This is a genomic window from Runella sp. SP2 (genome assembly GCF_003711225.1).
Taxonomy (GTDB): Bacteria; Bacteroidota; Bacteroidia; order Cytophagales; family Spirosomataceae; genus Runella.
In genome coordinates, this window is the sequence record NZ_CP031030.1 from 2,872,352 (window position 1) to 2,893,794 (window position 21,443).

At 44.3% G+C, this 21,443-nt stretch carries 19 protein-coding genes; 7 read left to right on the forward strand and 12 right to left on the reverse strand.

What is annotated here, in order from left to right:
- Positions 1 to 91: 91 nt before the first annotated feature.
- Both DTQ70_RS12050 and DTQ70_RS12055 read left to right on the forward strand, forming a co-directional pair.
- A complete protein-coding gene (locus DTQ70_RS12050; RefSeq protein ID WP_164489986.1) occupies positions 92 to 544 on the forward strand; it encodes a hypothetical protein in 453 nt (150 codons plus the stop codon).
- Position 545: 1 nt separating this feature from the next.
- Positions 546 to 1,877, forward strand: a complete 1,332-nt coding sequence (locus DTQ70_RS12055) for a M64 family metallopeptidase (protein WP_122931023.1) — start codon at positions 546 to 548, stop codon at positions 1,875 to 1,877.
- 2 nt (positions 1,878 to 1,879) lie between these two features.
- Here DTQ70_RS12055 and DTQ70_RS12060 read toward each other — a convergent pair whose 3' ends face one another.
- The 5 genes from DTQ70_RS12060 to selD all read right to left on the reverse strand — a co-directional run bounded on the left by DTQ70_RS12060 (position 1,880) and on the right by selD (position 7,773).
- On the reverse strand, positions 1,880 to 3,631 hold the full coding sequence (locus DTQ70_RS12060; protein WP_122931024.1) for an SMP-30/gluconolactonase/LRE family protein: 1,752 nt from the start codon (positions 3,629 to 3,631) through the stop codon (positions 1,880 to 1,882).
- 210 nt (positions 3,632 to 3,841) lie between these two features.
- Positions 3,842 to 4,690, reverse strand: coding sequence for an inositol monophosphatase family protein (locus tag DTQ70_RS12065; protein WP_122931025.1), 849 nt, complete (start codon positions 4,688 to 4,690; stop codon positions 3,842 to 3,844).
- An 11-nt stretch (positions 4,691 to 4,701) separates the two neighbouring features.
- Entirely contained in the window at positions 4,702 to 5,925 is a 1,224-nt protein-coding gene (locus tag DTQ70_RS12070) for a DUF4105 domain-containing protein (protein ID WP_164489987.1), read from the reverse strand.
- Between the two features lie 76 nt (positions 5,926 to 6,001).
- Positions 6,002 to 6,676, reverse strand: coding sequence for a 16S rRNA (cytidine(1402)-2'-O)-methyltransferase (gene rsmI / locus DTQ70_RS12075; RefSeq protein WP_122931027.1), 675 nt, complete (start codon positions 6,674 to 6,676; stop codon positions 6,002 to 6,004).
- 26 nt (positions 6,677 to 6,702) lie between these two features.
- A complete protein-coding gene (gene selD / locus DTQ70_RS12080) occupies positions 6,703 to 7,773 on the reverse strand; it encodes a selenide, water dikinase SelD (protein ID WP_122931028.1) in 1,071 nt (356 codons plus the stop codon).
- Between the two features lie 308 nt (positions 7,774 to 8,081).
- Between selD and DTQ70_RS12085 the strand changes: the two genes are divergently transcribed.
- The 4 genes from DTQ70_RS12085 to DTQ70_RS12100 all read left to right on the forward strand — a co-directional run bounded on the left by DTQ70_RS12085 (position 8,082) and on the right by DTQ70_RS12100 (position 14,321).
- A complete protein-coding gene (locus DTQ70_RS12085) occupies positions 8,082 to 11,417 on the forward strand; it encodes a TonB-dependent receptor domain-containing protein (protein ID WP_122931029.1) in 3,336 nt (1,111 codons plus the stop codon).
- 226 nt (positions 11,418 to 11,643) lie between these two features.
- Positions 11,644 to 12,024: a response regulator gene (locus DTQ70_RS12090; RefSeq protein WP_028526095.1), complete on the forward strand. Its 381-nt coding sequence runs from the start codon at positions 11,644 to 11,646 to the stop codon at positions 12,022 to 12,024.
- Positions 12,025 to 12,082: 58 nt separating this feature from the next.
- Positions 12,083 to 12,850 carry an MBL fold metallo-hydrolase gene (locus DTQ70_RS12095; protein ID WP_122931030.1) on the forward strand — a complete coding sequence of 256 codons (768 nt, stop codon included), beginning with the start codon at positions 12,083 to 12,085 and terminating at the stop codon, positions 12,848 to 12,850.
- A gap of 88 nt (positions 12,851 to 12,938) precedes the next feature.
- Positions 12,939 to 14,321, forward strand: coding sequence for an alpha/beta fold hydrolase (locus tag DTQ70_RS12100; RefSeq protein ID WP_122931031.1), 1,383 nt, complete (start codon positions 12,939 to 12,941; stop codon positions 14,319 to 14,321).
- A gap of 35 nt (positions 14,322 to 14,356) precedes the next feature.
- On the opposite strand, the gene DTQ70_RS12105 is transcribed toward DTQ70_RS12100, so the two are convergent.
- Positions 14,357 to 15,046 carry an NUDIX hydrolase gene (locus tag DTQ70_RS12105; RefSeq protein WP_122931032.1) on the reverse strand — a complete coding sequence of 230 codons (690 nt, stop codon included), beginning with the start codon at positions 15,044 to 15,046 and terminating at the stop codon, positions 14,357 to 14,359.
- 152 nt (positions 15,047 to 15,198) lie between these two features.
- Here DTQ70_RS12105 and DTQ70_RS12110 point away from each other — a divergent pair, with 152 nt between their 5' ends.
- The gene (locus DTQ70_RS12110) at positions 15,199 to 16,440 is read left to right on the forward strand and encodes a hemolysin family protein (RefSeq protein WP_229600145.1); all 1,242 of its coding nucleotides are present in this window, start codon (positions 15,199 to 15,201) and stop codon (positions 16,438 to 16,440) included.
- Between the two features lie 23 nt (positions 16,441 to 16,463).
- Here DTQ70_RS12110 and DTQ70_RS12115 read toward each other — a convergent pair whose 3' ends face one another.
- The 6 genes from DTQ70_RS12115 to DTQ70_RS12140 form a co-directional block, all read right to left on the reverse strand.
- Complete coding sequence (locus DTQ70_RS12115; protein WP_183976607.1) at positions 16,464 to 17,213, reverse strand: DeoR/GlpR family DNA-binding transcription regulator; 750 nt, start codon at positions 17,211 to 17,213, stop codon at positions 16,464 to 16,466.
- A 264-nt stretch (positions 17,214 to 17,477) separates the two neighbouring features.
- Positions 17,478 to 18,173 carry a DUF1080 domain-containing protein gene (locus tag DTQ70_RS12120; RefSeq protein WP_122931035.1) on the reverse strand — a complete coding sequence of 232 codons (696 nt, stop codon included), beginning with the start codon at positions 18,171 to 18,173 and terminating at the stop codon, positions 17,478 to 17,480.
- 99 nt (positions 18,174 to 18,272) lie between these two features.
- Entirely contained in the window at positions 18,273 to 18,830 is a 558-nt protein-coding gene (locus DTQ70_RS12125; protein ID WP_122931036.1) for a YceI family protein, read from the reverse strand.
- Between the two features lie 39 nt (positions 18,831 to 18,869).
- Positions 18,870 to 19,772 (reverse strand): DUF5777 family beta-barrel protein, encoded by a 903-nt coding sequence (locus tag DTQ70_RS12130; RefSeq protein ID WP_122931037.1) that lies wholly within the window; start codon positions 19,770 to 19,772, stop codon positions 18,870 to 18,872.
- Between the two features lie 56 nt (positions 19,773 to 19,828).
- Positions 19,829 to 20,335, reverse strand: a complete 507-nt coding sequence (locus DTQ70_RS12135) for a ubiquinol-cytochrome c reductase iron-sulfur subunit (protein WP_229600122.1) — start codon at positions 20,333 to 20,335, stop codon at positions 19,829 to 19,831.
- Between the two features lie 131 nt (positions 20,336 to 20,466).
- On the reverse strand, positions 20,467 to 21,375 hold the full coding sequence (locus DTQ70_RS12140) for a DUF72 domain-containing protein (RefSeq protein WP_122931039.1): 909 nt from the start codon (positions 21,373 to 21,375) through the stop codon (positions 20,467 to 20,469).
- Positions 21,376 to 21,443: the final 68 nt, after the last annotated feature.

Genomic DNA, 21,443 nt, shown 5'->3' on the forward strand with positions numbered 1-21,443 from the left:
ACAAAACCGTTGGATAATTTTCAATGGTTTTGTGCACTGTCTGACTAAACTATTGATACCTTACACTGATTTTTCACAAACAGTCCTTTCTATGAAGACCAGGCTATTACTACTACTATTTGTGCTCACTGGAGCTTTTACGCGGTTACAAGCGCAAGAAGAAGCCAAAATTTTGTTTTTGACGTTTAAAATCTCCAAAGTGAAAAACGGTGAAGATTACCAAATTCAGCTTTTGGACAAAAAAATTGTGGATGGGAAAATTAAAAATGAGAAAGTTCATTCGCATACTCCCGAAAAACTGGTCTTTTCTATTCTGGATGCGCAACAGCAATTGGCCAAAAGTCTTGAAATTGATAACCCACTGAGCTCGGCCATTGAGTCTTTTGAGCCTGACGGAACCATTCATCGGCACGTCGCTACGCAAGAATCTTCTGAGTTTATGGTTCGTTTTCAGTACGTTAGCCAAATGAAAAAACTCACCTTGCAACCCCAGAATAAACGAGCAAGGGTTCAAACTTTTTCCACCTTTAGCATGGATTTGTAAAATGAAAAAATACCTACTCCTATTTGGGTGGCTGGTGGGCGCTAGCCTCTCGTTTGCCCAAACGTTTCCGACTGAATCTTTGCTCAACAACGGCGACAGAAGTAAACTGATAAATATCGTCATATTGGGCGACGGATATACAGCGGCCCAACTAGACCAATTTAAAGCCGATGCCCAAAATATCACCAACTACTTATTTTCAGTTACCCCGTTTAAAGAATATAAGAACTACTTCAACGTCGATATTGTCAAGGTACCTTCTAATCAATCGGGTGCCAAACACCCCGCGACGGCAACCGATGTAAACGAACCCGTCATTCCTGCCTCAAACCCAGACAATTATTTCGGTTCTACGTTTGATTTTGCCAACATTCACCGACTGTTAGTTCCAACCAAATACGCCGCTATTTCTTCGGTATTAGCCAGCAATTTCCCTGATTATGACCAAGTTTTAGTCATTGTCAACTCCACCGAATACGGTGGTTCGGGAGGCGCTTATGCCACTACTTCCATCAATGCTAGTGCCTTTGAAATTGCGGTACATGAGTTAGGCCACTCCTTTTCAGCCCTTTCTGACGAATACTGGGCAGGAGATGTTTACGCCCGCGAATCAGCCAACATGACCCAACAAGCCAACCCTAGTTTGGTTAAATGGAAAAATTGGTATGGGCTCAACAGCGTAGGAGTTTTTCAACATGGTACAAGCGGAAACCAAGCCCTTTGGTATCGCCCCCACCAAAACTGCAAAATGCGCTTTTTGGGCGTTAATTTTTGCTCAGTTTGTCGTGAGGCCATCGTCGAACAGATTCACAACTTGGCTAGTCCCATTACGGGTTTTAGCCCTGCCAATAGTTCCACTCTTACAGCCAATTCCAACCTTACCTTTACTTTATCCACCCTAAAACCCGTCCCCAATACACTCGAAATCACTTGGACGCTTAACGGTAATTCGTTTGTAACCAATAGTGATACGCATCTTTTAAACACCAGCAGTCTTGTGTCAGGCAGCAATACCTTGGTGGCAAAAGTGATTGATAAAACGACCTTATCTAAATCTGACACTCACCCAACCGCCCATCAATACTTGGTTTCGTGGAATATTCAGTACACCCCCTGCCCCGATGCCATCGTAATGGCAAGTCCCACCGACAACATCCCCGCAGGAAGCACCACCAAAAAAGCCAACAAAACGGTAAACGCCACCAATAAAATCAGTGGAAATGCGACCAACGTCATCTATCGCGCAGGACAAGCGATTACGTTAGAGCCAGGTTTCACGTCCGAAAACACAACTGTTTTTACTGCCGAAATCAAGGTAAATCCGTGCAATTAGGATTAAAGCCTCGGCGGGGCGGGTTTGTTTGGTGTTCCCCACGCAGTCGCCCCTTTTACTTTTACTTTGCGCTTATACACCTTATCACCGCAAGTCGCGTACAAGACATCGAAATTTTCACCCCCAAAACAAAGATTAGAAACGTCACCGTTGGGAGTCGGAATGATGGCATTCACCCGCCCCGCTTGGTCGCACACTTGAATGCCTAAGCGCGTAGCCACGTACAAGCGGCCATCACGGTCGGTTTTCATCCCATCTGCACCCGCGTCATCGGCGGTGTCGGGCGCGTGTAGCCAGTAATATTTTTGTTTGTTGGCCAACGTACCATCGGGTAAAATTGAATAGCTATATACCCAATGAGAACGCGTATCAGACACATACAGCAATGTTTGGTCGGGCGAAAGGGCAATCCCATTGGGAAATTTTAGTCCCTCGTCCACCACCAATTTTTGTCCATTTGAACGCACCAACCACACTTTGCTTGGCACTTTTGAGTCCGACGACGGGCTTGTTACGTAGGTATTTCCGTTGCTAGTCACCACCAAATCATTTCCCGCAAACCCTTCCGTGATTTTTGTACGCTTTTCTACCGCATCGTACGCATTGATTACTTTGGTTGTTAAGGTAGAAGAATACATTTTTCCATCGGGGCCAAAAGCTAACCCATACGAGTTCCCCGAATTTTTGGCAAATACCACCACTTGATTATTATTACCCACTTTCCAAAGCGTAGCGGCATCGCCATCCGCAAAAAACACCTCACCTTTGGCATTCGCGGTGGGGCCTTCGGCAAATTTATACCCTTCGCCTACCAACTGCCAGTCTTCATTGGGTAGTAAAATATCATTGAGCATGGGGTTCTTGGTTGAACCGATTTTAGGTGTTTGGGGCCATTCTTTCCATAAAAAACGCATGGCATCCGCAAAAATAGCCGTACCATGCTTGCCATTATGTGCTCCTTCGCCCCACACGTGCTGCACTTCATAACCCGAAAAAACCAAAGCCCGCTCCATCGTCTGATTGGCCATCCACCAATCGCCCGCGTAGATATTTAAGTCATTGGTGCCGTCTTGCAAAAAGATGCGTAATGGTTTGGGCTCATATTTCCGAACCAACGTCGCATAACGATCGGCGCCGCGCAAGCCCACATACGTACCAATTGCGCTAAAAACCCGACTGAAGGCATCGGGACGTTCCCAAGCAGCCGTAAACGCACAAACGGCTCCACTACTCGACCCACCGATGGCGCGGTCGCTGCCGTTTTTCGACAGTCGAATAGCTCTTCCATCTGACGCTTTTTTTGTTTCTACTTCGGGCAGAAGTTCTTCCAGTAAAAAACGAGCGTAGGTATCGCCAAGGCCGTCGTATTCAAAACTGCGATTAAAACGATCTAAGGCTTTTTCTGGTTGTTCGGCTTTTACGCGCCCGTGCATCACAAATACCCCAATGGTAACGGGCATTGCTTTTTGGTGAATAAGGTTATCAAAAACCGTGGGCGCTTGCCACTGAACCCCGTCTTGGTTGACATAGACACAAGCAGGCTGTGAAGGAGTATATTGGGCAGGAACATATACCCAATACTCCCGCCAAGTTCCTGGAAAGAATTTTGAATTTTCGAACGTAAATTTAAGAATTTCCCCTTTCGGCACTCCCTCTTTGACTTTTGCATCAGGATGAACGGGGTATTCTTCGGGCACTTGGGAGTAAAGCGAAAAGCTTACGAGAAAGAGACTAGCAATCAAAAAGGCTTTCATGTTGGCAACGTTTGTGAGTTACCCATGAAAGCCTTTTTTAAACAACAATTACCTGTAATTCAGCACATTGTTAAGCAAATAATTTCATTATTTCACCCGCAGAAGTCCACAGATTAATACAAACGCAGATATTCGCTGAAAAAGAAATTACATCTGCGCTAATCAGCGGGTAAAACTTTTAACAAACTTAGCTAACACGCCGTTCAGGAGTTATCCCCAATGTTCTTGAATCACTTCTAACAATTCGGTTTGAGCAGCGCAGCCCGCAATCACATCTCCTCCAAAAAGCCAATTTTGCCCCCCCGAGAAGTCCGTAATTTGCCCACCTGCTTCTAAGATAAGCAATGCACCCGCGGCCATATCCCACGAATTGAGGTTATATTCATAAAACGCCTCAAAACGACCCGCCGCTACGTACGCCAAGTCGATGGCGGCTGCTCCCATACGCCGCAAACCGTGGCAACGCTGCATGAGTGTTTCCAAAATTTTGAGGTAACGGTCTTGTTTTTCAAACTTATAATAAGGAAAACCTGTCGCCAACAAACTATCTCCAAGCGTTGACGCTGCCGACACTTTCAGACGGGTAGCCCCCTGCCCCCCAATGGGGGAAATAGTAGTGCCTCCCCCATTGGGGGCTGGGGGGCTACTCCACGCACCACCGCCTTGCCAGCCATAAAAAAGTTCTTCTGTCCCTAAATGATAAATCACTCCAGCAATAGGAATACTATTTTGCACCAACCCCACACTTACGCAATAAACGGGCAGGCCGTGAATAAAATTGGCAGTTCCGTCCAAAGGGTCGATTACCCAGTACAATTCATTCGGGTTTGATTCTTCGCCTGCTGTGCCTTCTTCCGTAATAAACCCTGCTTCGGGTAAAATTTGTCGCAAACCTGCAACCAACATTTTTTCGGTTTCTTTGTCAACGTACGAAACGAGGTTGTTGGCAGCTTTGTATTCGGTTTGTGAACGGTCAAATTTGGCCGCTTCTTGTTTGATAAATCCTCCCGCTTGGCGGACAATTTCTATGGTTTGTAACGTGATGTTTTCGAGATTCATGTACAATGATTTTAACGCTTTGTTTTAAGTAAAAAGAACAACCGATGCACAAGGCAAAAAATGAGTAACCAAGCCTCTACAGGCATCCCGACGAATGAGCCTTTGATAACACTTCCGACGGCTACCACCAACAAGTAAAGCCCTATCAACCCAAAACTGATTTGTAGGTATCTCAGTACCCAACCCCCTTGTTGAACGCTAGCAAAGAAAAAAGCCAATGGCAAATGAAGCGGTAACATCCAAAGTATGTGCGGATTCCAAGCCGTCACACCGTGGTTGGTGGCCGTTGCCAGCCCAAATAGAATCCATCCCATTAGTCCAACTACAGTAAAAAGGATTTTATCAAAGGTATAGCCAATCTTGAGCCGTTGTTGCTGACGGCGGGTGTGCCAAATGGTTCCAAGTACTAACAAAACCAACAAAAACAGCGGACTCAAATACCAAGGCTGCGACGGCTGCGCCATGTGCGAGAAGTTGGTCACTACCAAAGGCTGCGTTGCACTTACGAGCGGCTTACCTCCGACTTTGGCTTTGTCAAAATGGTGCATCAAATTGTACGGCAAGTACATTTCTTGCATTGGCGTAGCGACATCGTCCGAAGGAAGTCCCAAAGCTAAATTCATCAAAAATCGCTCCCAAGGTTTTTCGACCAAATAATCGTTCATCCATTCCCGAAAACTTTTGGCTTCTCCTTCAATCGGCTTATTATAATACACCAAGCTATCGCCACAAGCCGCTGTGAGTGCATCACGCAAGCGAGTCGAGCAGTTATCAAAAAAGAAACGGTATTGGTATTCGCGGTTTTGGGGTAAGGCATTATTTTCGAGAAAGTCGTACAGACGCTGTTTTTGCATTTGCGAAAGGTTCAGCACTTGTTCGGTCATATCCCGTCGCTCAGCTTCGTAATGCGGCACCACGTATTCCATCGGAATCACCGAAATGGTGTAAGGCAACGTCCCTTGCACAAACTTCAGTAAAAAGTTGCCCGTTTGAAAAGTGAACGTCCCGTAATTGTAATTTTTGTTGATACCGTTGGCTGGGTCCGAAACCCACAACGAACTATGGCCAAAACCACTTCCTTCAAATACGCTATTTCCTGGCGCAATGGTCACCAAGCTGATTTTGGCGTCTTTGGTAAGGGTTTGAGCGGAAAGGGTTGAAGCGGTCAGCAGGCAGCAAGCAGCGAACAGTAGTGAGAGAGATGGGGTTAGATACCTCCTTCGTCGGTATGACAAAGTGCTTTGTCGATTTGACCCAAATAATAACTTCCAAACAGGAAACCCCAAACAGGAAACTGGAAACAGGAAACTTCTATTTCCCAGATACGACAATAACGATTTCACCTTTGATTGTTTTTTCGGTAAAGTAAGCAATAATTTCAGTTAAAGTACCTCTTACTGTTTCTTCAAACATTTTTGTTAACTCACGAGAAACAGATGCTTGACGGTCGCCCCCAAAATACTCCGCAAATTGTTCCAACGATTTCAAAAGGCGATGGGGTGATTCGTAGAAAATCATCGTTCGTTCTTCTTCTTTGAGTTCGGTCAAGCGCGTTTGTCGGCCTTTTTTATGGGGTAAAAAACCCTCAAACGTAAATCGGTCAGAAGGCAGTCCCGAATTGACCAAGGCAGGTACAAAAGCTGTCGGACCAGGAAGGCACTCGACTTCCACGCCGTTTTTCAAACATTCTCGTACCAACAAAAACCCAGGGTCAGAAACCGCAGGCGTTCCAGCATCCGACACCAAGGCCATGCTTTCCCCTTTCAAGATTCTAGCAATGATTTTTTGGACAGTTTGGTGCTCATTATGAATATGATAACTCTGCATCGGTTTCGAAATGCCGAGGTGTTTGAGCAGATTTCCAGATGTACGGGTGTCTTCTGCCAATACCACATCCACGCTTTTAAGGACATTAATCGCGCGCAGGGTGATGTCTTCTAAGTTGCCAATGGGCGTAGGGACTAAATATAATTTTGGACTTACCATAAATGAAGGTCAAATACTAAATTCAATTATTTCACATAAACAACTTTCTCACGTTTTTCTACCAGTTTTCCAAGGGTTTGTAGTTCAAAGCCACGTTCTTCCATCAACGCCTCAAACTCCTCTTGGGCATCTGGTTCTACGGCAATGAGCAATCCTCCACTGGTTTGAGGATCTGCCAAAATGAACTTTTGTAATTCGGACACCTCACCTATTTTATGCCCATAGCTATCCCAATTCCTAACCGTACCGCCTGGAAACGACTTTTGGGCCAAATAATCTTCGATAAAAGGCAATTTGGGTACTTTGTCAAACTCAATTTCAGCACTCAGCCCACTTCCTTCGGCCATTTCAATCAAATGCCCTAGCAAGCCAAAACCCGTCACGTCGGTCAAGGCGGTTACGTAAGGTAACGTACCCAAAACGGCCCCGATTTGGTTGAGTTGCATCATTTGCTGAGGTGCAATATCGGCGTGTTCGTCCTTGAGAATCCCTTTTTTCTGCGCCGTTGTCAGAATACCCACTCCAAGTTTCTTGGTCAAATACAACAGACATCCTTCGGTGGCGGTATCGTTCTTTTTAAGGTTGGGGATAGCGACTTTCCCCGTCACGGCCAAACCAAAAATAGGCTCAGGGCTGTCGATACTATGCCCACCAGCCAACGGAATACCTGCTTCCGCACAAATCGACCGACTTCCTTCTATTACCTGCGCCGCCACTTCAGGCGGGAGTTTATCAATAGGCCAACCCAAAATGGCAATGGCCAAAAGCGGCATTCCACCCATGGCATAGACATCCGAAATGGCATTGGCCGAAGCAATTCGACCAAAATCAAAGGCGTCATCAACGATGGGCATAAAAAAATCGGTGGTACTAATAATCGCCTCCCCATTTCCTAGATCCATGACGGCGGCGTCATCCCGAGAGGAATTACCTACCAACAGCCCCCCCGCCCCCAATGGGGGAGTTAATACAGGAGCTCCCCCATTGGGGGTGGGGGGGCTTAAAATAACATCCAACACTTTTGGGGATATTTTACAGCCGCAGCCTGCTCCGTGGCTGTATTGAGTCAACTTGTACGATTTTAAGTCAGTTGTCATCAGTGATTCAAATCTTCGATCTAAAATAAATGCAAGTAAACATTTTTTACGTGACACTGTTGTATGTTCAAACAAATAGGTTTATAAATAAGATAAGAGGTAACAATTTTTTAACCTAATTTTTTTGAAATTTTGTGTTAAAAAATTGTTTTATTCCAATAAATCAAGTAGTTCCTAATGTTAACTTGGTATTATATTAAGAATTGGCTTTTGTTTGTCAACCAATTTTCTTGTTTCTTTGCACTGCATTTCATTGCTTATCAGCAATTAAAAACCAAATCATAATTCTAACCAACTTCCCAAATTGTATGAACTTTCAACTTCTACGAAAGAGCAAAGCAGTAATTGGACTTTTCGCAGTCATTGCCGCTGTTTTTATGGGTTTATCTTCCGCCAACGCACAGGTGACGGCCTCTTCAATCAGAGGTATTGTCAAAGACACTAAAGGCTCTGAGTTGCCAGGTGCTACTGTCGTGGCTATCCACACACCATCTGGTTCTAAATACGGAACTGTTACCAACGACAAAGGACGCTTCGTTCTTCCTTCGGTTCGTGTAGGTGGTCCTTATAAAGTTGTTGTCACATTTGTCGGTTTTAAAGAGCAAACTAAAGACGATATTTACGCCAACTTAGGAGCTTCTGCCGATGCAAACTTCAGCTTGGTTGAAGACGGGAAAGAACTTCAAGAAGTAGTAGTAACAAGCGGTCGTTCGGACATTTTTTCATCGGGCCGTACGGGTGCTGCCACTACGTTGGGTTTGAATGCCGTTAACAGCTTGCCAACCATCGGTCGTACCATCGATGACATTACAAAGTACAATGCTTACAGCAACGGCCGCTCATTTGGTGGTCAAGATAGCCGTTTGAACAACTTTACCATCGACGGTTCGGTGTTCAACAACGGTTTCGGTTTGGGTTCTTCTTCACAAGCTGGTGGCCGTACAGGAACAACCGCCGTTTCTTTGGATGCGATTGAGCAGGTTCAAATCAACATCGCTCCTTTCGACGTTCGTCAGTCAGGTTTTGCAGGTGCAGGTATCAACGCCGTAACTCGCTCTGGAACAAATGAGGTTTCTGGTTCTGCTTACTTCTTGACAAGAGGTAGCAGCTTAGTTGGTAAAAAAGCAGATGGACGTGACTTACCAACGGTAAATCTTAACGAAAAGACGTTCGGTTTCCGTATCGGTGCACCAATCATCAAAGACAAGCTTTTTATCTTTGCTAACTTTGAAAACTTCACAAGCTCTACGCCAGCGTTGACATGGGTAGCTAACCGCTCAGGTGCAACTGGAAACGTGTCACGCGTGACAGCTGATGACTTGAATGACATTGCTAACTTCATGAAGACCAACTTCAACTACGAGTCAGGTGCAATTGATAACTTCAACAACGATGTAACAAGTAAAAAAGGTCTTGTTCGTCTTGATTACAACATCAATAACAACCACAAATTGTCGGTTCGCTATTCACACCACAACTCACAGTCTGGCCAGATTATCTCCAACAGTAACAGTAGTAACACCGCAGGTAACGGTAACCGTACAAACTCTAACTTGGCACTTTCACCAGAAAATACAGGTTACTTGATTGCGGATAACACTCGTTCGTTTGTAGCCGAGTTGAACTCTAACTTCGGTGGTAAGTTTGCCAACAACTTCATCGCTACCTACAACAAGCAAATCGAAGACCGTCAGTATAAAAACGATATTTTCCCAACGGTTGACATCTTGAAAGACGGTAGTACTTATACTTCAACAGGTTTTGATCCATTTACGCCTAATAACAAGTTGAATTACTCAACGTTGAACTTCACCAACAACTTGAGCTATTTCGCGGGTAAGCACAACATCACTTTAGGTCTTTCGTACGAACACTTTACGTCAAACAACGTGTTCTTCCCTGCATCAAACGGGGTATGGGTATTTAACTCAATCGCAGATTTCAAAACGGCAGCGTTGGCATTCAAAGCCAATCCAAACTTGACAACTTCACCAGTTCCAGTAGCCCGTTTCAACTATCGCTATTCACTCTTGCCAGACGGGGCTGAACCTTTGCAAACATTGAAACAATCAACGTATGCTGCTTATCTCCAAGATGAATTCCAAGTAAGTGATAAATTCAAATTGACAGGTGGGATTCGTTTCGATTTGTTTGACTACAACGATGACTTAGCAAAAGACTTTAACAACCCAGTTGTGGCAGGTTTGACCTACAAAGACGAAAACGGACAAGACCTTAAAGTAAGCACAGGCGCTTTCCCAAGCAACAAATTGTTGGTTTCTCCACGTCTTGGATTTAACTACGACGTAAAAGGAGACAGAACGACGCAAGTACGTGGAGGAACAGGTATTTTTGTATCTCGTATCCCACAGGTATTGGTATCTAACCAATTGGGTAACAACGGGGTAAACACGGCCGTTCTTAACTTCACTAACACTACCGCCTATCCTTTCACAACTGACCCTAGTCGTTACAGACCCGCTACGACAGACATCACAAGATTGCCAGCATACGTAATCAACGCTTCGGTAGATGGTTTGAAAAACCCAGTGATTTGGAAAACAAACTTAGCGATTGACCACAAACTTCCTTTCGGTTTGATTGCTACTGTAGAAGGTATTTACAACAAAAACGTACAAGCACTTCGCTACATCGACGCCAACTTGAAAGGCCCAAGCGCTACTTTCTCAGGTCCAGATACACGCGGCCGTTTCCCTGCATCAGGCTTATCGGGTGCAGCAGTAAACCCAGCTCGTTTTATCAACGCTGCTAACACCAACGCCTTCATCTTGACAAACACGAAAGAGGGATATTCTTACTCGTTGACAGGTAAATTGGAGAAAACAGCAACGCAAGGCTTGAGCGGTATGTTGGGTTATACTTACGCAGTAGCCAAAGACATCCAATCAGTAGCAAGTACAGTATTGGCTAACATTCCAACGGTAGCTGGTCAAAACTATTTGACGCCATCGTGGTCTGACAACGACCTTCGTCACCGCATCGTAGGTTATTTGAACTACCGTATCAACTACGGTGGCAAACTGGGTGGTTCTACCATGTTCACATTGGGTATGGTTTCTAACAGCGGTTTTAAAGTATCTTATACATCTGGTAGCGACATCAATGGTGACGGTCAGAACAACGACCTTATCTTCGTTCCGAACAGAGGTTCTGATTTGACTTTCACATCGCTTACTTCAGGTGGTAAAACTTTCACTCCTGAACAACAAGCAGCCGCTTTTGACGAATACATTTCAAACCATCCTTACTTGAGCACTCGTCGCGGTCAGTATGCAGAACGTAATGGTGCTGCCGTACCTTGGTTGACTCGTTTCGACTTCACAGTTGAGCAAGATTTCAACATCTCTGTAGGTTCAAAAGGCAAGAAAAACATCCTTCGTTTCCGTTTCGACCTTCTTAACGCAGGTAACTTGCTAAACAACAAATGGGGTGTAGCTTACACAACTACTGGTACAAACCCATTGACAATGGCAAGCGTAAACGCTCAAGGTGTTCCTGTTTACCGCATGGCAACGCAAGTTGTAAACAACGAAACAATCTTGTTGAAAGACGCTTTTGTAAAGAGTATCAACGTCAACAACGTATGGCAGGGCCAATTCGGAATCCGCTATATCTTCAACTAATCGGTTGATTCTCATACCAAAAAATCCCGCACTTAGGTGCGGGATTTTTTGTTTTTACCCCTCCCCTCACCCGCTAAAACTTGTAGATAAAATTTTGTTGATTAAGAAAAGCGCCAACTTTTACATTTTACATTTTTCAGTTTAAAATTTTTCGGCTTACTTAGTGTCTCATTTATTTGAACGTTTGCCAAGCAAAGCTTTAAACCACCAAAAACTTCCTATTACCATGTCGCAAAAGCGCGTACTTATTGCCGAAGACAGTTCTGTAATCCAAAACCTAGCAAAGAAAATTTTGGAGTTCCAAAACTTTGAAATTACCGCCGTCAAAAATGGCGAGCAAGTGCTACAAATTTTGGATAAAGAAGATTTTGAGATCATTTTGCTCGACATTAACATGCCTATCATGGATGGTATGGAATGTGTAAAGGCAATTCGGGGATTAGCCAACAAAGCTAAAGCTCAACTTCCAGTGGTAGCCATTACAGGAAACGCTAAAAACTACTCTGAAGAAGATTTTACTACCGCAGGATTCAACGATGTACTTGTAAAACCGCTCAATTTTGACCGCCTCGTTGAAATTGTGAATGAACTGACTGCCGCAGAATAATAACGAACGATGGGGATGCGTAAAAGCACTTTTACGCATCCCCACTATTTTATAACGAATGGTCATTACGCTCCTTGGGACAGGGACATCTTCGGGAATTCCATTGATTGGTTGTCGTTGTGACGTTTGTCGGTCGTTGGACTACCGCGACAAACGCCTACGGGTGTCTGTCTATGTCGAAACACAAGGCAAGTGTTTTGTGATTGATACAGGCCCTGATTTCCGTCAGCAAATGCTGCGCGAAGATATTACCCAACTGGATGCTGTTATTTTTACGCACCAGCACAAAGACCATACCGCGGGCTTAGACGATGTCCGTGCCTTTAATTTCCTACAAAACAAAGACATGCCCGTCTATGGGCGTTTGCAGGTCTTAGAGCAGCTAAAACGCGAATTTGAATACGTATTTGCCGACTACCGCTACCCAGGTATTCCGAGACTTCAGCTCCACGAAATTACCAATACCCCTTTTGACGTCTTGGGAGTTACGTTTACCCCCATCGACGTGCTTCATCATCGCTTGCCCGTTTTTGGCTTCCGCATTGGCAATTTTGCCTACCTAACCGACGTTAATCATATTCCCGAAGCAGAAGTGGCGAAACTTCAAAACCTTGATGTGTTGGTTTTAGGAGCCTTGCAGCGCGAAACACACATTTCGCATTTCAATTTGCAACAAGCTATTGATACCGTCACAATTTTGAAGCCCAAAGTGACCTATTTTACCCATCTGAGTCATAAAATGGGCCGCCATGCCGAAGTAGAGAAAGAACTACCTGCTCACATTAGGTTGGGATTCGATGGGTTAAAAATTCGGCTCGAAGACTAATTCTTAGCGATTTTTTCTGTCAAAATTTTTGGCGTAAATTTTGCACCAAATTGCAGTGTCTCCTGCTTTACTTTTATCTTAGATTCAGATGTACGCAAAACTCAGCCACGGAATTTTCATCATGTTGATTGCCTTTGTATCAACCGCTCAGGCACAACACCTTCACCGCAAAGGATCATTAGGAATTGACTACGTCGAAGCACCTGATTCGCTCCTAAATGCCCTCAAAATAGAGGAAGCGCATTGTATTTGGGTAAAAAGCGTTCATCCAGAATCAACAGCCGCCCAATTGGGTATTCGTCCTGACGATATTTTGGTAGCCATCAACGAAACAGACTCGCTCTATCTTTTTGACTTCCATAACCTCGAACAACAGCTCAAAGAAAACGACCCTATTTCCATTACCTATCTCCGCAAAAACCGTAAAACGCGCGCCGTGGGCATCGTCAAACCTGCCCCCCGCGAAAACTCAGCGGGTGAAGTATTTTACGATGAAGTTCCGTACCAACGTGGGTATTTGCGCACCATTGTGCACCGCCCCTCCAACATCGACAAAGCTCCTGCCGTTTTTTATATCCAAGATTTTGATTGTGGTTCCATTGATTTTTCAAAAGATAGCCTCTCTCCTACCAAACAATTGGTTGATGGCTGGGTGAAGGCAGGCTATGCCGTGGTGCGGGTCGAAAAGCCTGGTGTGGGCGAAAGTGCGGGTACCAAAGACTGTGCAAGGCTGGATTACCAAGAAGAACTCGCCGCTTTTCAAAATGCGTTTCGTTTTACCCAAAAACTTCCCTTTGTTGACAGTTCAAAGGTTTTTATTTTTGGTCATTCTATTGGCGGAACGGCTGTGCCCATCGTCGCCCTGAAAGCGCGTCTCAAACCACGTGGTGTGATGGTGTATGGCACGGTGGTAAAACCTTGGTTTGAGCATATGCTTGATGTGTTTCGTAAGCAACCCCTGCTCTATAAAGAATCTCTATTGCCTTCCGATGTCAATGCCCGCATGATGACGCCACTCTTGTACGAATGGCTAGTACAAGGCCGTAGTGCTACCGATTTGCTCAGTGTCCCCGATTTTGAAGCCATACTTACTTCCAAAGAAAATCCGCTTGGCTATCGGAGAGGGACATTTTGGGGACGTTCGGCGGGATACTTTGCTGATTTAAACCGCGTCAACCTTCTACAAACGTGGGCACAAGCCAATGTCCCCACTTTAGCCATCCACGGTGAATTCGACAGCCAAGCGATTAGTCCAGAAGCAGCGCAGCAGATTGCCCAAATCGTCAATGAGTCGTTGCCAAACAAAGGTACTTACAAATTACTGAGAAATGCCGACCACTTTATGGCAAGGGTAAATTCATTTACAGAATATAAGCAGTTACAACAAAAAGGGAAATACAAAGATTTTGCCTCCCACAATTTCAACGCTGCCATTATCGAAATGACCGTCAACTGGATGCAGCAGCAGTAAGAAACCCATTGAATTCATGGGTTTCTTTATCATTTTTAATCCATGTCCACTTCTTGGCCCAGAAAACAATCCACTACATAGCGAATGGAACTGAAAGAGTTCAGGAGGGCTTGACGCGCTTCCGTTTCGGTCATCCATACAATCTGCTCAATTCCTTCCTCGTGTTGAGGTGCCATTTTTTTATCATTGACGTTGCGCATCAAGTACCACTTTGTGCGTTTGAGGTATTTTTGATTGTTTTGGCTGTATGTGTGCCAAGTGGTACAAATTTTTTCAACCAATTCGGCTTTCACGCCCGTTTCCTCTTCTACCTCACGCAAAGCAGCTTTTTTGGACTTTTCGCCCTCATCCAATTTTCCTTTGGGCAAATCCCAGCAACCACGCCGAAACATCATCAAAAACTGCTCACCTTTGGTCACTACTCCACCCGCAGCTTTTACGACCGTAAACATCTTTTTAAGGCGCTTTTCTACGGCCTCTTTATCTTTTGGCACCAAATAAACCGACTGTAAATCAGGCAAATCGAAGTTGTTCAAAAAATGAAACAACTTTTCAACCGTGATGGGAGTAGCGTTTAAAATCAGCAAATGGCCACGCAAACTAGCCACTTTCAACATCTCTAGGTTAGCATCCACTACCTTGTCAAAAGTGCTTCTATCGGGAAGCTTTTGGGCAGCCTTTTCGCTTAAAATTCGGATAGGTCGGTCTTTGATAAAAATAATCATTCTGCTATGGAAAGTAAAACTTGACAAAATTAGCAAATGCGATTGTTTTGGATAGCAAATAGTTTTGATAATTTTGCAATTGTACCAACCATCCCCCCTTCGTGGAACTACTTGTAATCGTTCTACTCGTTCTCATTAACGGAATTTTCTCCATGTCGGAAATCGCGCTTGTTTCATCGCGAAAGTCGAAATTGGAAACCGCGGCCCGCAACGGTGACCGTCAAGCCCAGCACGCGCTTGAACTTGCCAACTCTCCCAATCGCTTCTTATCCACAGTCCAGATTGGTATCACGCTCATCGGTATCCTCAACGGGGTATTCAGTGGCGAACGCATTACAACTGATTTTCAAACGTACATCGAACAGTTTGAGTTGCTTAAACCTTACGCCCACAGCATTGCCGTTGGGGGGGTTGTTCTTTTTGTCACTTATCTCTCGTTGGTACTTGGAGAACTTGTTCCCAAACGAATCGGGATGGCCAACCCCGAAGCTATTGCCAAGTTTATGGCAGCACCGATGAACTGGCTTTCTACCCTTACGGCTCCGTTTATTTGGTTGTTGGCAAAATCGAGCGATTTGATTATGAAATTGCTACGCATTACGCCACAAAACCAAGCCATCACGGAGGAAGAAATTAAAACAATTATCCAAGAAGGAACTACGGGAGGTGCCATTGATGAAATCGAGCAAGAAATTGTTGAAAACGTATTTCACCTCGGCGATCGCAAAATTGTTTCATTGATGACCAATCGCCAAGAAGTGACTTGGCTAGATGCCGCCGATGAACCCGACGTGAATAGGGCAAAAATCTTAGAATCTAAACATTCAGTATATCCCCTTTGCAACGACGGAATCGACAATATTGTTGGTTTAATTTATGTCAAAGACTTACTTGGGGAAGACCTCGATGGTCAGCTTCGACGGTTGGAATCACTGGCCAGAGAAACCTTGTACATCCCCGAAAACATAAAAGCGTACCAAGCTTTAGAAAAATTTAAGGAGCGCCGCGTGCATTTTGGCATCATCGTCGATGAATATGGCGCCATGCAAGGCATTGCCACCCTCAACGACATTATGGACGTTCTGGTGGGAGATTTGTCAGAAACGAATGAGTTTAACTACGACATCGTTGAGCGCGAAGACGGCAGCTTTTTGGTGGATGCACAGCTTCCTTGGGAAGATTTCCTCGATCACTTTGATATTGTGGTCGAAGACAACAAAGAATTGACTGGGTTTAATACCCTCGGCGGATTTGCCTTGCACATTATCAAGGATATTCCTACCACTGGCGAATATTTTATCTGGCAGGAATATCGCTTTGAAATCATCGACATGGATAAAAGTCGTATTGACAAAATTCTTGTACAACGTATCCCTGACGAAGGTATTCTTTAAAACTGCAAACTTTTGCAATATTTTTAGATGAGTTCAATACCTTGCTGCCGAAACGCATTTAAAGTGACGTCAGAAGGCTTTAAACTTGTTATCAAAATATCAATATCTTGTAAGTCGCATACTTTATAGGTTTCTACCGTATGCAACTTTTCGGTAATGGCGCAGATAGCTACTTTTTTGGCTGCTTGCGCCATTTTTTGTTTTAAGACCGACTCTTCATAATGCCGCAACGTCACGCCCACTTCGGGATCGAGCCCATTAAAACCCATCAAGTACAAATCCACCCGAATATGCTCAAGTTGCTTCATTACTTGGTTACCAATCGTGATTTGATAGCGTTTATGGTAAGTGCCCCCCAGTAAAATGGTTTCGATTTTGGGATGTTCGTTCAATACCGCAGCCAAGGGTAAGCTATTCGTAATCACAGTCATTTCCAGATTTTTAGGAAACTGCTCCGCAATATGAAAATTGGTTGTTCCACCGTCCATGAGTATTGTCTGGTGATTGTAAAAAAGTTTTTGGGCTTTTCGGGTCAGCATCACCACCTCTTGCTGGTCGGCGCTGTAATTGTGCGTATTCTTAAACGATAAATACGAGTTGGCCACCGCACCGCCGTGGACTTTCTTTAAAAGCCCCTTGTCTTCTAGCTCAATGACATCGCGGCGAATGCTATCGTAGGAGACATTCAACAATTGGCTCAACTCCAACAAATTGATTTTTTGGTCACGATTGAGCTTCTCAATGATGAGCCGTTGGCGTTCTTCTTTAATCATAGGTGAATGTGTCTGACAGGTATCCAGGTATCGTTTGCAAAGTATTGAAAATTCTTTGCAAAAAAATGCAAAAAAAAGTTGCATTAAAACAAAAAGTTTGCATATTTTTGCAATGTTGATTCAATCACAACTTGACCTATGATGAAAAAAACCTCGCGCTACCTTAGGGGTTTGTGTAGCTGCGAGGTTTTACAAGAATCTGTTTTAAAATGATGTGGATAGGAACGTCAGGCCCAGCTGTTTCAGCTGGGTTTGTGTTTTTATCTACAGTTCACGAAGACGGACATTGCGGTACCATACTTTGTCGCCGTGGTCTTGCAACGCAATTTTGCCTTTTGCAAACTTTCCAAATCCTTCCCAAGTCTTAAATTTACTGTTAGCAACCAACGCATCCCATCCTTCTCCTTTGGTTGGGAAAGTCACCGTCTGCTTGCCATTAAGCCAAAAAGTACCTTGTCCGTTTGAAATGATCATTTTAGCCTTGTTCCACTCTCCCGCTGGCTTCACGGCTGTTAGGTCTGCGGGTGGAATCATGTCGTACAATGAACCTGATTTGTGGTTGCCATTTTTACCCGCAAACGAATCAGGGTGTTTGGCGTCGTCCAATACTTGCATTTCTGGTCCTGTACTGTATGGGCAGCAGTATTTTTTATCTTCTACTACGCCCCACATCACACCGCTATTGCCTTTTTCAGCAATTTTCCATTCAAGTTCCAACTCAAAATTTTCGAACTCTTGGTCAGTCACTAAGTCACCACCACCTCGGGCAGTAAGGGTCATTGCGCCCTCTTCTACCTTCCATTTATCCGACACAGGCTGACCTTGCTTGTTATAATTATGCCAACCGCTGAAATCTTTGCCATTGAAAAGCTTTTGCCATTTTCCTTTTTTTTGCACAAATCCGCAGGTCAAAATGAGCGCTGCTGCTGCAAAAACGAGTGTGAATTTTAATTTTGTCATGATACTAAAAGTGATAAATTAAGAGAAACAAAAAATGAGTAGTCTTGGTTAAGACCACTCATCAAAAGGAATCTGTGCGACACCTATACTTATTTTACTTTATTTTTTAGCAGCTTGTGGCGCCATACTGTACTTACATTTCACTTTAATTACCTGCGCGATTTTCACAAAAACCATCTGTGGTACCTCTATATTGTGATCTACCAAAGCAACGTCAAACTCAGAGCTAATGGAGATTGTTCCCTCAGCCACAGTGAGTTTTCCCTTGAGGGTACGGGGTTTTGTCACTCCATGAATCGTTAGGTCACCCGTAGCAGTGACGTCGTACGTACCGTTTTTAGTGTAATCAATTTTTTCTACCAACTTTCCTTTAAAAACGGCTTTGGGATACTTGTCCGAATCCATGTAGTTTTCGTTGAAATGCTCCTGCATCAACTTATTGGGAAAATCAAACTGCTTCATCACCATTTGCACGGCTACGTCCCCCGTTGCGGTGTTGATGATACTTACACTGTTTTTATTCACTGCCGAAATGTCCTCGACGGGAGTTTCTGAGAAGAAAGTGGTTTCTCCTTTATTGGTCAGATATATCCCTTGCGCTTGCAGCGAACCCGCAAATAGCAGGCAGCCCAAGAAAAGTTTGATGCGTGTTTTCATAGCCATTCAAATAGGTTTGAGATAATGTTAAATGTGTCTTTATTTCATCATTTTTTTAGCTCTCTTGTCGAAGCTAAACGTACGCGACACATTGAATCCGTAGCGAATATCGCCTTTGCCCCAACTCCCCGCCGTATCGCCAATAAATTGTTTTTCAACCATACCTGATGAATTGGTGAAGTGGAGCTGGAAAACGTGCCCGCCCGTCTCGATGTCAAAGCCAATCGCCAGCGAGTTATTGTACTTATCGCCGAGGTCATTAATAATATCTTGATCGCGGAAAGCCCAATAGTATTCTGCATTCAAAGAGACGCGCTTACTGACTTTCATTCGCCCCCCAAAACCAAGGGCAAACAACGCACGTTCTTGCGCAGCCGTAGCCACTCGGTTGCGGTACAGTAACGTTGGGTTCAATTGCAACGACAGCTTATCGTTAAATTTTCTTGCAATCAACAACTGCGTACAGTATGAGGTTTTGTCTTGGGTAGAAAGCGTCTTATCTTGGGTTTCGATGACTGCGCTAACCAAGCCTGTAATAGACACGGGGATATTTTTTGTGCCACTTGCCTGCCGCAACAACTTGGCTTTCCCGAAGAAATCAAAGGTCTTTTGGACGCTGCTACGCCCAACGCCAATCATGATGTTGTCGGTCAGGCCGTATTCAAACCCCAAACGGACGGTAGAATAATCAAGTCCAAACAAATTATAGGCCCCCGAATTGAGGCGGTCGAAACGGTGGTGAATCAAGAAATCAAGGTGGTTTTTCTTCACCGTTTCAACCGAATGTCCATTGATAATCCGTGTCCCTTTGAAGGTCGCAGAGGTATAATCAGTCGTTTTTGGAGTTTCTTGCTCCAGCAATTTTGTCAAGTCATCTTGGGCATTTGCCTTGACCATACCTATTACTAGCCACAATAGGGCTATTTTAGCAACTACTTTCATAATTTGGGAATATCAAATGTGTTACAAGCTTTTTATTAATTGAGGAACTTCGGCAATTAGGCACTTACCGTGAGCGTATTGCCATTGGCACTTAATTGGGCTTTATAAACTGTCAAGGCCCTAGTAGCTGGCCCTACTTCTACCGCACCTGTTGTACTAAACTCTGAACCATGGTTACTACAATAAAAATCATTTTGTGCCGAGCGGTAATCTACGGTTGTACCTTCATGGGTACAGGCTTTTGAAAGGGCAACGATGGTACCTTTGGCGTTGGCCACAATCACACTACCGACTACGACAAAGCGCCCATCCGTTTTTAAAGTTGAATAGGTGCTTGACGTTAAATCAAGGGTAAAACTAATCGCTCCTTTGCTCAAATCTGCGTTACCTGTCAGCCCAGTTGTTCCTGTCCCAGTACCTGTTCCTGTCCCAGTACCCGTTCCAGTTGGGCTCGGATCTTCGCTTCCCGTTGAGCAAGCCGTCAGGGTCGTTCCCATACAATAAAATGCCATTAGCGCACTGCTACTAAGCCCCAAATTGCGCAAAAATTGTCCTCGTTTCATGGTTTGATTTTTCATGTTAAAGAAAGATGGATTGTTGGTTAAAACTCCTTTTGAATGTATTTACGTGTCCATAACCGATATGGTTGCGTGAATGGCACTTTTTTTTATGCCTTGTAACAAAAGAGAGGCAATTAAAACAACGAGCCTTGGATTACTTTAGGCTGAATACGAGGAGCTAAGAGTGTAAAGTGGCAGTGTTTATTTATTTGCTCAATCCAATAGCTCGACAGCTCGGGGGCGTGAAGATTTTCACCACAATGAACAAAAATGTAGGCAGTAGATAGTCCCTTTTCAAACCAATTTTTTAAACGCTGTACCCATTCGTCCACCCTGCTGTAGTCGGTCGGGTGAAGTTCATTTCCCACAAAGCGGAGCGTAACCGTTGAATTTGACAGGCCCATGTGAACCACATCGCGGCGGCCTGCCACATCCGACATGACCGTGCCCACGCCTAGCTCATGTAACATCTGCAACGTTTCTTCCCAAATTAATGGTTGCGCAAACCAATCGGGGTGGCGAAATTCGACCGCTATGGGAAATTTTGGCGGAAGTTGTTTCAAAAAAGCTGTTAAAATCTTTGACTGGCGCGGGTCAAAATAAGGGCCTAGTTGAAGGAAAGTCATGCCAAGGTTAGCTTCTAAACCCAACACTGACTTGGTAAATGCATCGCTTAAAGGTTCACAACCGCGCAATTGGCGGTCGTGGCTTATTTCTTGGGGCCATTTGGGGCAAAATTTAAAATGGGTAGGTACCGACTCTTTCCACCGCTGAATGGTGGACTCCGACGGAATTTGGTAGTGCGTTACGTTTAATTCAATCGTGTTGAACTGACGACCGTAATGGTAAAGAAAATCTTTTTCTTTGGCCGTGGTGGGATAAATTTTCCCCACCCATTCTTTATTTGCCCAAATGGGTGGCCCAACAAATACTTGCTTTTCTCCCGCAATGACAGTTCCGTTTAACACACCTTGATTAAAAACTGGATCATTGGGTAGTGCAAAATTAACCCCCGAAATATCCGTTAATTTTCCAAAATCCATGTTGGTATTCGCTTTTAAAAACCAAAAAGCCGCTTTAACAGCGGCTCGCCAATTTACAACAAAATGAG